11 protein-coding genes are annotated in these 14,233 nt (G+C 33.6%); 7 read left to right on the plus strand and 4 right to left on the minus strand.

Features of this window, described 5'->3' with window-relative positions; translation table 11 throughout:
• Nucleotides 1-2: 2 nt before the first annotated feature.
• Nucleotides 3-950, plus strand: coding sequence for an AAA family ATPase (locus ABZC13_RS04080; protein WP_373000466.1), 948 nt, complete (start codon nucleotides 3-5; stop codon nucleotides 948-950).
• Between the two features lie 20 nt (nucleotides 951-970).
• Here ABZC13_RS04080 and ABZC13_RS04085 read toward each other — a convergent pair whose 3' ends face one another.
• Nucleotides 971-2,245, minus strand: a complete 1,275-nt coding sequence (locus ABZC13_RS04085; protein ID WP_373000469.1) for a diguanylate cyclase — start codon at nucleotides 2,243-2,245, stop codon at nucleotides 971-973.
• A complete protein-coding gene (locus tag ABZC13_RS04090) occupies nucleotides 2,238-4,025 on the minus strand; it encodes an ATP-binding protein (RefSeq protein ID WP_373000472.1) in 1,788 nt (595 codons plus the stop codon). Before ABZC13_RS04090 ends, ABZC13_RS04085 begins: the two co-directional genes overlap by 8 nt.
• A gap of 179 nt (nucleotides 4,026-4,204) precedes the next feature.
• On the opposite strand from ABZC13_RS04090, the gene ABZC13_RS04095 reads away from it, so the two are divergent.
• Genes ABZC13_RS04095 through ABZC13_RS04115 form a run of 5 tightly spaced genes read left to right on the plus strand, consistent with a single transcriptional unit; the run spans nucleotide 4,205 to nucleotide 9,608 of the window.
• Nucleotides 4,205-5,035 carry a DUF58 domain-containing protein gene (locus tag ABZC13_RS04095; RefSeq protein ID WP_373000475.1) on the plus strand — a complete coding sequence of 277 codons (831 nt, stop codon included), beginning with the start codon at nucleotides 4,205-4,207 and terminating at the stop codon, nucleotides 5,033-5,035.
• On the plus strand, nucleotides 5,036-5,446 hold the full coding sequence (locus ABZC13_RS04100; RefSeq protein ID WP_373000478.1) for a hypothetical protein: 411 nt from the start codon (nucleotides 5,036-5,038) through the stop codon (nucleotides 5,444-5,446). It begins immediately after the preceding gene.
• Nucleotides 5,439-6,368, plus strand: a complete 930-nt coding sequence (locus tag ABZC13_RS04105; protein ID WP_373000481.1) for a VWA domain-containing protein — start codon at nucleotides 5,439-5,441, stop codon at nucleotides 6,366-6,368. Before ABZC13_RS04100 ends, ABZC13_RS04105 begins: the two co-directional genes overlap by 8 nt.
• Nucleotides 6,365-8,209, plus strand: a complete 1,845-nt coding sequence (locus tag ABZC13_RS04110; protein ID WP_373000484.1) for a VWA domain-containing protein — start codon at nucleotides 6,365-6,367, stop codon at nucleotides 8,207-8,209. Before ABZC13_RS04105 ends, ABZC13_RS04110 begins: the two co-directional genes overlap by 4 nt.
• Nucleotides 8,193-9,608, plus strand: a complete 1,416-nt coding sequence (locus tag ABZC13_RS04115; RefSeq protein WP_373000487.1) for a BatD family protein — start codon at nucleotides 8,193-8,195, stop codon at nucleotides 9,606-9,608. The genes ABZC13_RS04110 and ABZC13_RS04115 overlap by 17 nt, the downstream gene beginning before the upstream one ends.
• Here ABZC13_RS04115 and ABZC13_RS04120 read toward each other — a convergent pair.
• Complete coding sequence (locus ABZC13_RS04120) at nucleotides 9,600-10,430, minus strand: prephenate dehydrogenase (protein WP_373000490.1); 831 nt, start codon at nucleotides 10,428-10,430, stop codon at nucleotides 9,600-9,602. The two genes, ABZC13_RS04115 and ABZC13_RS04120, sit on opposite strands and share 9 nt — an antisense overlap.
• 102 nt (nucleotides 10,431-10,532) lie before the next feature.
• Here ABZC13_RS04120 and bamA point away from each other — a divergent pair, with 102 nt between their 5' ends.
• Nucleotides 10,533-12,764: an outer membrane protein assembly factor BamA gene (gene bamA / locus ABZC13_RS04125; protein WP_373000492.1), complete on the plus strand. Its 2,232-nt coding sequence runs from the start codon at nucleotides 10,533-10,535 to the stop codon at nucleotides 12,762-12,764.
• On the opposite strand, the gene ABZC13_RS04130 is transcribed toward bamA, so the two are convergent.
• Nucleotides 12,761-14,221, minus strand: a complete 1,461-nt coding sequence (locus ABZC13_RS04130; protein WP_373000494.1) for a Ppx/GppA phosphatase family protein — start codon at nucleotides 14,219-14,221, stop codon at nucleotides 12,761-12,763. The genes bamA and ABZC13_RS04130 overlap by 4 nt on opposite strands.
• Between the last annotated feature and the right edge of the window lie 12 nt (nucleotides 14,222-14,233).

Here is a 14,233-nt window from a genome sequence, read left to right on the forward strand (position 1 = left end):
GTATGGTTTCTAAGATACAAATGATAAAACAAGAAGTTTCTAAAGTAGTTGTTGGACAAGAAAGAATGATTGATGGACTTCTCATCGCTCTTTTATGTGAAGGACATATTCTTATTGAGGGTGTTCCAGGACTTGCAAAGACTACAACAGTTAATGCACTTGCAAAATCACTAGGCTTAGACTTTAAGAGAGCTCAATTTACTCCTGACTTACTGCCTTCAGATATACTTGGTGCAGAGATTTATGATCCGCAAAACAACAGTTTTAAAATCAAAAAAGGTCCTATTTTTACAAATCTTCTTTTAGCAGATGAGATTAACCGTGCTCCTGCAAAAGTACAATCAGCTCTACTTGAAGTTATGCAAGAGCAGCAGGTTACTTTAGGAGATGCTACATTTAAGCTAGACCCTCCTTTCTTTGTTATGGCTACTCAAAATCCTGTTGAACAAGAGGGTGTTTACCAGCTTCCTGAAGCTCAACTAGATAGATTCATGCTAAAGATCGTTGTTGATTATAATACAAAAGATGAAGAGCTTGAGATTGCAAGACGAATATCGAGTGGAAAGTTTGAGACTATAGAACCTGTAGTAACTCATGATGATTTGGAAGAGTTGAAAAAAGCTATTAAAGAGATTCATGTAGACGCAGAGGTTGAAGAGTATATTATTGAGTTGGTTAATGCAACTAGAAATCCTTCTGATTATGGTTTAGAAGAGTTAAAAGACTTTATCCAATTTGGTGCATCTCCTCGTGTAAGTATTGATATGTTTAAGGCTGTAAAGGCTATGGCATACCTAAGAGGTAAAGATTTCGTAACACCGGTTGATGTGGCTTACATAGCGAAAGAGATCATGCGTCACCGCATTGTTTTAACATATGAAGCTGAAGCTGAAGGTATTACAACTGATGAGATAATTCAAAAAGTTTTAGAGACTGTAGCTATTCCATAGTTAGAGATAAGCCTTTATCTCTAAAGGCTTTCAACTCTGTTTCTTCCTCTGTTTTTTGCTTTGTATAAAGCTTCATCTGCTCTTTTTAACAAACTCTCTTCTGTGTCATCCTCACCTATTTGAGCTACTCCAAAGCTACATGTCACTTTCAACTCTTCTGTAAAAACAAAGTCTTCTATATATACTCTTATATGTTCTGCAAAAGAGACGGCAGATGTTATTTCTGTATTTGGTAATAAAATAACAAACTCTTCTCCACCCCATCTTGCAAAAAAGTCAACAACTCTAATATTTGAACCAACTAACTTTGATAGACTAGAGAGAATAACATCTCCTACTTGATGTCCAAATGTATCATTTATATTTTTGAAATAATCTATATCAAACATGACAAGAGAGAGATCTTCTTTATATCTTTTAAATTTTTTGGTTTCACTTTCAAGCACTTGGTTGAACTTCGCGCGATTTGCAATGCCTGTTAACTCGTCAATAAATGCTTTTTTCTCTAGCTCTTCTTTCTCGATTATCATTGTTGTTACTTCAGTAAAAGTACATATATTGTGTTTGGTTGATTTTACTGTTTTAATCTCTACTAAAAATGATTTTGGTGACATGCCTCTATAATCTAATATTGATACAATTTGCCTTTTATCATCAAAATCATTAATATCTTTTATCCAATGCTTTATGCCATGGTTTCTACGAGAATAAAAATCTTTATGTTGAATAAATGTACTTTCTATACACTCATACCTTTTTACAAACTCTTCTATATTGTCGATCTTAAAAAAGTCTAAAAACATTTGATTCACGAAAATCATATTGTATAGTTCATCATATACTATAATAATGTTGTTCTGTAGGTTTGCTATCTCTTCCATTAAAGTCTTGTTCTTTTTAAACTCTCTGTCTTTTATCATAGTTTTTACTATTTCAATTATCTTATTTCTTAACAATTTTTTGTCAACGGGCTTTAAAATGTACCCACTAAGTTGCAGTTCAATCGCTTCCATGAAATATATACTTTCACTGTGTGCTGTAGTGATTATTATCGATTGTTCATTGTTTATTTCTTTGATTGCTTTTGACATTTCTATGCCGTTCATTTTTGGCATCTTGATATCTGTAATGACAATATCAGGATTGTGCTTTTTATATAGATCCAATCCCTCCTGACCATCCTTTGCTATGAAAAGTTCTTTGGCATATCTTCTTAAAGCTTTAGACGTTTCAAGTCTAATACCTTCTTCATCTTCTACATAAAGGATTGTGGCTAAGTTAAAGTATTCATTCATCGCTAAATCCTAGAGTGAATTTTGCACCATTATCATAGTTTTGGACCTTTATAGTTCCTCCAATATTATCTTCAATGATCATCTTGGACATATATAGACCTATTCCTGTGCCTTTACCTTGATCTTTAGTCGTAAAGTACGGTTCAAATATTCTGTTGATTATATCTTGCGGTATACCACCACCATTGTCTTGAATCTTTACATTTCTATCTTTGAGTTTAATATCTATTTTTCCATTTTGTATATTCTTACTTAGTATTGCATCTTTTGCGTTATTAATAAGGTTCAAGATAACTTGTTGAAACTCACTTCTAAAGCCGCTTATTTCAAAGTCATTGCCACTTAATGATATTTCAATATTATGACTACTCAACTGTGTTGACTGTATTGAAATAGTTGAGCTTATAGCTTCTGTTAAACTAAACTTTTCTTTTACCTTGTCAATTCTAAAAAAGTTTCTAAAGTCATCTATAGTGTTACTCATAAACTTGACAGTCTTTTTATTTTTATCTATAAAATTATCTATAAACTCTTCATTTATCAGACCGTCACTATAATCATCATCAAGGTTCTGAATACTCATATTTATCTCATTAAGAGGCTGTCTCCATTGATGAGCAATAGCTCCTATCATCTCACCCATAGAAGCGAGTTTTGATTGCTCTTGAATGATCTCTAACTGTTTGATGTTTTCATTAGTCTTACTCTCAACAAGATATGATAGATTTTCGTTGATCTCTTGAAGTTTTTTTGTTTTTTCATCGATGATAGCTTCTAGGTTTTCATTTAAAGCTTTTAGTTTGCTCTCATTCTCTTTGTGAACAGTGATATCAGATATATTTGCTACTACGAGTGCGCCATCTGGTTTGTATTTTGAGCCAAAAGATATAATAATAGGAAAAATAGAACCATCTTTTTTTATAGCTTCTAGCTCATGTTCTTTACCCAGGATACCGCATGACTCTCCTGTTGTAAGGAATTTAAGTGAAGAAATATTATGTTTTTCTCTGTATCTTGGAGGAATTATGTTTGTAAGATTTCTTGTGTTGAGCATCTCATCTTTAGTCCAGCCAAACATCTGCTCTGCTTTTTTATTGTAGGTAGTGATTTTACCTGTCCAGTCAATTGCTATAATAGCGTTATTATTTGACTCGATTACCGCTTTTTCATACTCTTCTTTATTAGTTATTTCTTTTGTATCTTCTTCAATTTTTCTAGCTGCAGGTCTAAAGATAAAAAATACTTCAAGTATTAGGACAAACAGAGTTATTAGCATTAAGTAAAACTCATAATTAGCTAAAGTATCCAATTGAGAGTTGGCATACCTTTCATACTCTTTTACAGCTTTATCAAGTTTTATAAGTACAGATTTTGATGAGTTTCTAGATTCAGTTAGATAGGACTGATCGTTAGTTGAAAGTAGTTTTTGAAAATTTAGGATGTAGTTTTCTAGCTCTTTATTGAGACCTTTATCATAGTAAATGGAGTGTAGTTCTTGAGTGAAAACTTTGGTTAGTAGATATTGATGACTTGAACTTATCTCATTTATCGCATCTTGAAGTTCACTTTTTGTAGACTTATTTTGGTTTGCTATATAGTTTGTTCCAAGTATAACAAGCCTTTGAGAAAGCATCCTCTGTTTACCACTAACATTAATTATTTTTCCATACTCTTCATTTGAGCTAATCACGTTTTTAGTGAGTAAATTAGCAATAATTATAAAAAATGCCACCAGTAAAACGGCAGGTATATATCTTTGAGTAATTGATAAATTAAACATGTTTAAGCCATATTATAAGTATTACACTATCTATAGTGCTGTTCCTATTCTAGCATCATTTATGTTATATCTTATTAAGCACATACTTTAACCACTATGTTTTTCACTAATCATTAACCACGTTTAGCTATACTCCTATGAATAATTATTAATAATTTTTAAAACTGAGATAGCAAAATATGAGTAAACTTCAAAAAATTCTAGTTCGGGCAAGACGACAAGTCTTCAGTGAAATGGTCGGTAACAACCCTTCTATCTTTCAAGGTGAAGGATACGATTTTATTGAACTTCGTGAATATATGGCCGGTGATGATATCCGCCATATTGACTGGAACATTACAGCTAAGATGCAAAAACCGTTTATTAAGATCTTCCGTGAAGAGAGGGAACTAAATGTCGTTCTAGCTGCAGTTTTAAATGGAAGTGTTCACTTTGGCTCTAAAAAATTTAAACAAGACACAATAGCTGAGATATCGGCACTTCTTGGTTTTTCAACTCTTAAAAATGGCGATTTGCTAAGTTCATATATATTTACAGACAAAATGGTTTCAACTTCAAAACCAAGCAAAAAACTTCACCAAATTCAAAAAAATGTTTCAAATATCTTAGACTTTAATGCGTTAAATCAAAAAGTCGACTTTAAAGTCATATCAGACACTCTATATAAACGATTAAGAAGAAAATCACTTATCTTGGTTATTGGAGATTTTTTTGAGATTCCAGACTTTAAACTACTGGCAAAAAAACATGAAGTTGTAGCTGTGATTGTTCGCGATTTACTTGAAGAAAAACCTCCTGAAATGGGCTTTGCATCTCTTGTTGATCCGGAGAGCGGGGCAGTGTTAGAAGGTGATTTTAACTCTTCAAGCGTAGAAGCTTATGCTAAAAAAGTTGCAGTGCATGACCATAAACTATATGACACACTTAGAAAACATCAAATTAGATTTACTAAAATATATACTCACAGTGTAGCTAGTGTAGAACTTCGTAGATTGTTTGAGGGAAGGTAGATGCAAGAAACAAAACAAAACTTTGACATTCCACTCCATGACATTAAACCTATAGTTGATATACAAGAGTACTCTTTGTATTATCTTTTAGGAATTAGCTTTATATCACTTTTAATTGTCTTGGGGATTATTTACTTAACATACAAATATATTAAAGCAAAAAATGCTTATAACATACGTAAAGAACACTATAAACTTATAACTTCACTAGACCTAAGTAATACAAAACACGCTGCATATGCTATTACCGTACTTGGGCTTACTTTTAAAGATGACTCTCAAAGACATTCTGATATGTATGATAATATTGTCCAAAGGTTGGAATCTTACAAATATAGAAAAGAAGTTGATCTGTTTGACGCTGAGGTAATAGGTTATATAGAAGTTTATAAGGGTATGATTGATGTTTGACGGACTTTATTTTGAGTTCCCTAGACTTGTTTTTGTAATCTTTTTTTTCGTAGCCTGCGCTTCGCTATGTAAGATGAAACTACCATCTCTGTACTTTCCACATACCGGTCAGTTTATGAAAAGCTCTGTATCTGCATCTAAGTTGCTGTTTTTCCTTAAATGGTTGGGAATCATAATGCTTATCTTGAGCTTGATGTCACCTGTCAAAGATGAACCTTATGAACTTGAACCAAAAGATGGTTATGAAATAGCACTTATACTAGACGCATCTCAGTCCATGAAAGCACAGGGTTTTGATGTTAAAAACCCTCAGCTTACAAGATTTGATGTAGTCAAAGAGATAGTTAGTAACTTTATAAAAGAGAGACAAAACGACAATATAGGATTAGTCGTGTTTGGAGCATACTCATTTATTGCATCCCCTCTGACTTATGATGAAAATATTTTGAATAAAATTGTCTCACAACTCTACATAGGAATGGCTGGACAATACACAGCACTATATACATCTTTGGCACAAGGTGTAAATCTTTTAAAGATGAGTGAGTCAAAGTCCAAGGTAGCTATTTTACTCACAGACGGTTTTAGTACTCCCGAAATAGATAGAATACCATTTGATGTTGCCCTTGATCTGGCAGCTAAAGAGAAGATAAAAGTTTATCCTATTGGTATTGGAATGCCTCATGAATACAATATTCAAGTTTTAAGAAAGATAGCTGAGAAAACCGGAGGTAAAGCTTTTGGGGCAGCCAGTGCGACTGAGCTACAAGAAGTTTACAAAGAGATAGATGCACTGGAAAAGTCAGAGATAAAAGCTGAAACATTTTCCTATCTTAAGTACTACTATATTTATCCTCTTTTTATAGCTTTGCTTTCTCTGATGCTTTATGTATATTTGAGAAATAAAAGAGGGCATGCATGAGTTTTTTACATCCTGAATTTTTATACTACATGTTACCGCCTCTTATCATACTATTTGGACTTCTTCTTACTCAAAAAGAGACTCAAGCACATTTTTTCTCTAAAGAGGTTATGGACAAGCTTAGAGTTGGTGCAAATACTCTGACTCTTCGTGCAAGAAACGCACTGTTCTTTATGATTGGACTCTTTATAATCATTGCACTTGCTCAACCTATTATAGATGACGGAGTAGTTACAGTAAAAGCCAAGAGTGCTGATATCATGATAGCACTTGATATATCAGACTCAATGTTAGCCGAGGATGTCTATCCAAATCGTTTAGAGTTAGCAAAGCAAAAAGCTCTTACTCTACTATCAGAAGCTCCTGATGAGCGTATCGGTATTATGGCTTTTGCAAAAAACTCATACCTTGTTTCACCACTTAGTTTTGATACAAGTGCCGTAAGCTTTTTACTGACTCAACTAGATACTACTTCCATAACTCAAAAGGGAACGGATTTCCTGTCTATCTTGGATGTCTTTTCAAAATCACAAAACAGTGAAGGTGAAAAATATCTTCTCATACTTAGTGACGGCGGAGACTCTAAAGACTTTTCAGCAGAGATAGAACTTGCAAAAAAAAGTAATATAGTTGTTTTTATCTTGGGCATAGGTACTACAAAAGGTGCCCCAATAAAGCTAAAAAACGGAAGTTTTATCAAGCAACATGGAGAGATACTTGTCTCAAAACTAAATGAAAATATATCAGAGTTGGCAACTTCCAGTGGCGGGGTATATATTCAAAATACAACTTCTACTTCTGACATAGAAGCGATGCTAGGAGAGATAAAAAATATATCAAAAGAAAAAGATTTAAAGAGTGAAGAGATACATAAGTATATTCCTCTTTTTTACTATCCTGTAGCAATGTCTCTTTTTCTTTTACTGATTGCAACTAGCTCTATGAGTAAGAGAGTTCGAGTTGAACTTCCTTCACTCCTACTCCTTTCTTTATTTATGTCAGCATCTATGGATCTTAGAGGCGGAATCTTAGACTTTATGGATCTAAATGAGGCGAAAGAAGCTTATAAGTCTGAGGATTATGAAAAGTCCGGCAAACTATATGAGAAGTATGCTGAGGAGTCTAAAAAAGGCGAGAGTTACTTTAATGCTGGGAATTCTCTTTATAAACAAAAAAAATATGAAGAAGCTGTGAACTTGTACGAGAGGGCAACTTTTAATGATAATAGCTTAAGAGCAAAAAACTTCTCTAATATGGGTAATGCTCATGCAAAGGGACAAAATCTTCAAAGAGCTGTAGAGTCGTATGAGAAGTCTTTGGAGATAGAAGAAGACAAAAATACAAGAGAAAACTTAGAAGAAGTAAAAAAACTTCTTAAAAAACAAAAGCAAAAACAGGATTCTAAAAAAAGTGATAAACAAAATGACAAAAAAGATAAAAAGAAAGACGACAAAAGTGAATCCCAAGATTCTAAAGACGGGGAAAAAGATTCAGATAAAAAAGACAAATCTAAAGAAGATGAAGATAGCTCAAAAAGTAAAAAGTCTAAAGATAAAGAGCAGAAATCTGATGACATGAAGTCTAAAGAAGAAAAAGACTCAGATACAGAAGACAAAAAGAATGAAAAAAATGAAAAAGAGCAGTTAGAAAAACTTGATAAAGATGATGAGAAGAAAAGCTCTGATTCAAAAAGTAAAGCTCAAAATTTATCTAAAGAGAAAATGAGTGATGCTGAAGAAGCTAAATGGTTAGATCAGTTGAATTTACAAAAAAACAGTTATTTATATAAATTGGGTGAGCAAAAACCTATGAAGGAAACTAGCGATGAAAAACCTTGGTAAAATACTTTTATATTTACTATTACTACAATACTCAGTAGAAGCAAGTGTAAAAGCAACTGTAGATGCTACTAGCATAGAAGATGGTGAGATGGTTACATACTCTTTACATATCTCCGGGGTAGATATCCAGAGGCCAAATATCCAAAGTCTTTGTGGGACTGATGTTATCTCTACCAGTTCACAAACATCTATTGAGATGAAAAATGGAGATGTATCTAGAAGTAACATACTTAGCTACAAGTTTATGCCTCAAAAGAGTTGTGTGATAGAACCCATAGAAGTTGAGATAGATGGAAAAATTCAAAAGAGTAACTCAGTAAAGATAGAAGTAGGTAAAGTTGTTGCAAATAAGGATGCTGATTTTATTTTATTACTTGAGACTCCTACAAAAGAAGTTTTTGTCGGTGAACCATTTGAAGTAACCCTTCTTTTTAAACAAAAAAGAGATGCTGAAGCGGTGGACAGTAAGTTCGTAGCACCTGAGTTAAAAGGCTTTTGGATTAAAGATGAATCCAAACCGCAAAGAAGCCAAGATGGAATATATTCAGTTTCAAAAGTAATTTACACTATGGCGGCTCAAAGAGTAGGAAAACTAAATATTACTAAGGCTCAGATGCGTATAGCATCTAGAGCACATGTTCGTGACAGCTGGGGTGCATGGATACCAAAGATAAAGTGGAGAACTTACTATTCAAATGAGTTGAGTGTGGACGTAAAGCCACTGCCTGGAGGTGTTGATCTCGTAGGTGATTTTAGCATAATTGCTACTGCAGATAAGCCTGAGATAAACCCAAGTGAAGCGCTTAATCTTACTATAGAGGTTTTAGGAAACGGTAACTTAGAAGATATTAAAAGTTTTAAACCTTACATAGAAGGTGTAAATGTTTTTGATGAAAAAATAGTTGTAAATGGTAATAAACTAACTCAAAAAATAGCTTTTGTAGCAGAGCATGATTTTGTGATTGCACCATTTGTTTTAAAGTACTTTGATCCAGTCACAAAAGAGATTAAAACTATCTCAACGAATGAGATCAGCATAAAAGTAAAAAATGCAAAACCAAAAGAAGAACTTACTATAAAAAGAGAAGAGAAAGTTATACCTACCGTTGTTGAAGAAGCCAGCCCTTTTGCAAATTCTTGGATTGTTGTGATTTTTATACTTGGAATATTCTCAGGTATATTATTAATGTTGCTTGAACCGTGGAAGTATTTAAAGAAAGAAAGAAGTGTCTCTATAAAAGATCCTAAAACGTTGTTAGTAAAATTATTTCCATATAGAGATGATGTGCAAGTTCAAAGCATCATAGATATTTTAGAGAGAAATATTTATTCGGATGCTAAGATAGATGTAGATAAAAAACAATTAAAAGAGATAGTTGAAAAGTATAACCTAGTCTAAAATATCGTGAAGTTTATAACCATCATTCATGGTCTTATTTACTTCACTCCATTCATCATTTTCAATGCTCTTTTTTAGAGTCTTAAGTTCACCCTCAAAAAGGTCTATAGCTTCAAGTAGATTTGATTTGTTTTGTCTAAAGATATCTTCCCACATATTTGGTGAACTTTTTGCAAGTCTACTCATAGAACGAAAACCACCTGCAGCTAGAGCTAAAATTGTATGTTTGTTCTCTTGCTTCATAACAGTATTGGCTATTGAGTACGAGATAGCATGAGGCATATGAGATATAAAAGCTGCATGACGATCATGTTCGTTTGAGCCCATAAAGTACTTTCTCATACCAAGAGCTTTAAATATTTTTCTGCTAACTTGTTGTTGAACTTTTCCACTATCTTCTAAATCACATAAAACTACTACCTGATCATGATAGAGACCTTCTACAGCTGCATGTGGACCAAAGTTTTCTGTTCCGGTCATTGGATGTGCCGCAATGAAGTTTTTTCTTATAGATGGAGGAACAGAAGATACTATTTTAGACTTTGTACTTCCAAGGTCAATAATAGTCGTACTCTCATCAATGTCTGTTAAACTGCTAAGTGCAGAAATTACACCATCAACAGGGATAGCTAAAAAGATTACATCATAGTTTTTTACTTCTTCAAAATTTACTATTTCACTAACCAAACCAAGCTCTAATGCCTGCTTTTGGTGCTCTTTGTTGTGATCACTTCCAACTATTTTATCGATAAAATCTAACTTTTTTAGACTCAGTGCAAGTGAGCCACCCATAAGTCCAAGTCCTACTATTGCTACATTCATATTATTCTTTTTTATTTAGTTATCAAATTATGTCACAATTTACTTAACATTAACCTCACAACGGGTAAAATCTCTTCTTATTTTATAACGTATGGAATCTTAATGAGAATATTTTTAGCAATCGTGCTAACCCTAATAACAATGAACCTGTTTGCCATGACTGTAAAGTCTATTAATTATGATGGAATGGTACACATTTCAAAGCCGGTTGCTTTAAGAATGCTTGATTTTGACGTTGGTGACACCATTGATGAAAAAACTCTTGATGAATCGATCAAAAAATACTTTAAACAAGGTTATTTTGATGATGTTTGGGCTGAGTTTGATGATGGTAATCTAACTTATCACTTTAAAGAAAAAGCAATTATCTCTAAGATTGAGTTAAAGGGCTGGAAAGAAAACGATAAAGATATCTTAGACAGTGTTGTTCAGATCAAAAAAGGTTCATTATACGATAAGAAAAAATTACTTGCCGCCAAAAAAAGGATCCAAGAAGCAATAGCACAAGACGGTAAGATAGACAGCGTTGTTGAGATTGAAGAAGAGACTCTTGATAATGGCAGTATTAAAGTTACATTTATCGCAAATGAAGGTGAAGAGATCGTTATAACAAAACTAGACTATAGTGGTGTAGTCGGTTTAGAGACTGATCTTTTCAATGATGTGATTGCAAACAAAGAACATCAGTTTATGGGTTGGTTCTGGGGACGAAATAATGGAGAGATGAAGCTATCTGATCTTGCTTACGATCCACTTAGAATTCGTGACATGTATATGCAGTACGGATACCTGGATGCTAAAGTTGATGAGCCTTTTGTAAGAGTAAATTTTGATCACTATACTGCTGATATGAGTTACCAGATAGAAGAGGGTGAAGTTTATCATATCAGTGGTATCTCTATCCATCAAGTTACAAATGTAATAGATGATGCGAAGATACGAGAAGTAATTAGCTTAGAAAAAGGTGAAGCTTTTAATATTAAGACTTTTCGTGATGACGCACAAAAAATAAAAACAATAATAGCGGATCTTAGTTATGCATTTGTTCAGGTAGTTCCTGATCTTAGAAAAAATAAAAAAGATCATACGGTTGAAGTTGTTTTCAAAATCACTCCAGGTGATAAAGTTAAGATTAGAAATGTTGTAATCTCAGGAAATAATAGAACTCTAGACAGAATTATACGTAGAGAGCTTTATCTAGGTCCTGGAGATATGTACTCTCTAACAGACCTTAAAGATTCACGTAACTCTTTAGGTAGACTGGGTTTCTTTGATGGTAATACAATCGAAGAAAAGAGAATCGATAACTCTAACATGGACCTTGTAGTAAAAGTAAAAGAAGCGCCAACCGGTAATGTTCAACTTGGTGGTGGATATGGTAGTTACGGTGGTCTACTAGTAACAGTTGCTGTAAATGATAGAAATATCTGGGGTTCAGGTATCAACATGGGTGTTAAAGCTGAGAAGTCAGAAAAGACTCAAAACTACTCATTTAATATCTCAAATCCAAGACTAAACGATAGTGACTTTAGCGGTAACTTCTCTATTTTTAAATCATTCTATGAATATAATGACTATAGTGTAGATTCTCAAGGTGTAAGTATTGGAGCCGGGCATAGGTTTTCCAGACATGTTAGCGGTTATTTAGGTTACAGCTTTTCAGATAATGCTTACAGTGATGTAGACGCTAACTCTACAGTGGCAAACTCAAGATTTTTTGAAAGCTATTCTAAGAGCTCGATACTTATAAACACAAAATTTGATAATACAGATGATTACTATCTTCCAAGAGAGGGTTATACAGTTAGTCAAGGCTTTGAGAGGTCAGGACTTGGCGGAGATGCAGATTTCTTTAAAAGTAGAACTAACTTTGCTAAATATACTGGTCTAGAAGACTATATAGGTTTTGATGCTATATTTAGATATAAAGCTAGATTTTACTTTGCTGCAGATACTGGATACTTACCAATTGCTGACAAGTTCTATATGGGTGGACTTGGAAGTGTTAGAGGTTATGAGTCATACTCTATCTCTCCTGTTGTAACGGACACTGATGGAACTATAAGAAGAGTTGGTGGTAGACAGACATTTTCTAATAACGTAGAACTTAGTTTTCCACTTGTGCCAAAGGCTAAAATGAGACTTGTTACATACTTGGACTGGGGATTTATCGGTGATGATTCTTTAGATGAGTTTTCGCGTGGTGGTTATGGAGCTGGATTAGAATGGTTCTCGCCGGTTGGTCCAATTCAGTTAATGTTCTCAAAACCACTTAATGTGCAAGACGGAGATAAAACAACTTCTTTCGAATTTACAATGGGACAAAGATTTTAAAATATAACTTTAAAATCTTCTATTGTATCTAACTTATTTACAGACTCTCTGCATAAGCGAAGAGACTCTGTTGAGTCTATTTTCAACACTCCATCATTAAAAACTAGTTTAAAATCAATATTTCTTGGTCTATGCGCTACGAGGGATACGCTTAGAGAGAGTAGATAACTAAGAGCATTGAGAGTCTTTTGCTCGGGTAGTAGCTTACTGTATTTTTGTATATGTGCAGAAGATGGCAGTTTCTTTTTTGCATATTTGCATAGCGTAGATATCAGTGTGATTTGATTGTGCGTAAAACCGTACTCTAAAGCACTTTGAAGTATATAATAGCTGTGCTTGTTCTTGGAGAAGAAGTGTATATCATTTCCACAAGGATAAAGCTTAGCTGCAATACTTAGATCTTTACGATAAGAAGCATCTATTCCCAGATGCTCATGTGTAATATCAAAAAGTTTTTTAACTAATGAGTTTAACTGGTTAGATATGCCCTTCTCGCTAATATGAGAATCTAAGATATATCTGGCTGAGCTATTGTAGTGCTCAGGAAACTTATCCTTAGAACCTCTAAGAAGATCTGCTAGAAAAGCTCCTTCTCTTACCCCTACACCACTTGTTATAACATTGGTAATTGATAGCTTTTTTAAAACTCGTTGAAGTATAAGTGCCCCAGGTTTTATAATGTCAAATCTATCACTCTTTATGCCAAGATCTTTTAGTTCTGTCTCATCAGCTTTCATAATTGATGAGATTAACTCATCTAGCTCTGTACTACTGTACGAAAATGCATGAAGTTTGTTCAGTGGATGATTTTTATTTTTCATAATAGCATTTGAGATAGCTCTAAATGTTCCACCGATACCAACTAGTGTACTAGCTTTTAAACCATCTAGAGCCTCTAGCTTTTTGTCTATATACTCTATTGCTTCATTTTTCTTTTTCTCGTCACAAAACAGCTCTTTCATTCTTACTGTTCCAAGATTAATAGATAGAGTATTTGAAACATTTTTATCATTTATTAGTGCCATCTCAGTTGATCCACCACCAATATCTATACTTAAGGCATCTTTTTGGGAAGGTAGAAGGTTTGCACATGCTATTGCACCTAGGTATGCTTCTCTTTCACCATTAATGATCTTAATGTTTAGTTTTAACTCTTTTTTTACTCGTTGAAGGAACTTTTTTTTATTTGGTGCGTCTCTAAGGGCTGAAGTTGCGACACATAGAGTTTTTCTTGCATTATATGAGGAAATGATACTTAGGAAGTCTTTTAGTGCATCTATTGTTCTTTGCATTGGAATCTCTTGAAGATTGCCATCATTCTGATAAGCATTTTCTGAGAGTCTTACTTTACTTTTTGATTCATTAAGCAGATGAAATGCAAAACGAGAGGTTTTTTCATAAACTACTAATCTAACTGAGTTAGAGCCTATATCTATAACTGCTACTCGCTTGGCCATTAAAAGAGACTT

Source organism: Sulfurimonas sp., from assembly GCF_041563035.1.
Lineage (GTDB): Bacteria > Campylobacterota > Campylobacteria > Campylobacterales > Sulfurimonadaceae > Sulfurimonas.